This is a genomic window from uncultured Faecalibacterium sp., assembly GCF_900066275.1.
GTDB classification, from domain to species: Bacteria; Bacillota; Clostridia; order Oscillospirales; family Ruminococcaceae; genus Faecalibacterium; species Faecalibacterium taiwanense.
Genome location: NZ_FMFG01000087.1, coordinates 1 through 1,293 on the forward strand (window position 1 = coordinate 1; position 1,293 = coordinate 1,293).

Sequence of the window (1,293 nt, forward strand, 5' to 3'; positions counted from 1 at the left end):
GGAAAATCCACCCGGTACTATGCAGACGAGTTCCATTTGCTCTTGAAGGAAGAGCAGACTGCTGCTTATTCCGTGGAGATTTGGAAGCGTTTCCGTAAGTGGGGCGGCATTCCGACAGCCCTAACGCAGAACGTCAAAGACCTGTTGGCAAGCCCCGAAGTATCAAATATTTTTGAGAACTCGGACTTCGTTTATATGCTCAATCAAGCGAACGGAGACCGGCAGATTTTGGCGAAGCAGCTGAACATTTCGCCCCATCAGCTTTCCTACGTCACTCACTCCGGTGAGGGTGAAGGGCTGCTGTTCTTCGGCAACGTGATCCTGCCCTTTGTTGACCACTTCCCGAAAGACCTTGAACTCTACCGCATCCTTACGACCCGCCTTTCCGAAGTTGCGGAGGCGCAAAAGCATGAGTGAGAAACAGCCGAAGCTGAAATTCGAGGAGGAAAAGGAGCGCACGGCTACGCGCTCCCCTCCGAAAAAGTCTAAAGTGGAGCAGTCGGTGCCCAAAAAGCAGAAACTGAAACAGGATGCAGACAAAGCTGCGGAGAAATCCCAGCATTTGCGTTTTGGCAAAGCCGAGATAACCCCGGATGAAGCATCCCGCATGACAAAGCAGCAGAAACGTGCTATGTATGCCGCTGCTGCCGCCCGGTCTGCGGCACATCGAGAGATTGATCAGTACGAGGACGACAATGTGGGCACGCAGGCTTTAAGCGAGGGCGAAAAAGCTGCCGAGACTACCCACGATATTTCCAAGAGCCGTTACGCCAGAAAGCTGAAAAAGAAAGCCAAGATGCAGGGCAAGAAAAGGGCCCGAACCGCAAAATCTTCCGTGCAGAAGCCGCCTGCGGCACAAGATGCAGGCGCATCCGGCACCGGCGAGGGCAGTTCCAACTGGCTTTCACGCTGGAAACAGCGGCAAGAAATCCGTAAAAGTCACTATGCCACCGCCCATTCGGGTACAGCGGCACAGACCGCAGGCGGCAAAGCGGTATCCAATGGCACCACTGCTGCGAAGTCTGGCATGGAACAGGTCATCGACAAAGGAAAATCGGTGGTCAGTACCGCAGTCAACGGCATTGCCAATTTTGCAAAAAGTAACGCGCACGTTCTTTTGATCGTTTGCGTTTTTCTTTTGCTCTTGCTGCTGGTCATGTCGGCATTTTCGTCCTGTTCCATTCTGTTTTCAGGCACCACGCAGGTATCCGGTCAGACCATTTACACCGCAGAGGACCGGGACATCCGGGGAGCCGAAACCGACTACAAGAAGCTGGAAAAGGAGCTGGACAA

Annotated in this window: 2 pseudogenes; both read left to right on the plus strand. The window is 53.4% G+C overall.

The window, feature by feature from the left end:
• A pseudogene (locus QZL71_RS13095) lies at positions 1-417 on the plus strand (VirB4-like conjugal transfer ATPase); the annotation flags it as partial.
• Positions 410-1,293: pseudogene (locus QZL71_RS13100) on the plus strand (NlpC/P60 family protein); the annotation flags it as partial. The pseudogenes QZL71_RS13095 and QZL71_RS13100, both read left to right, overlap by 8 nt.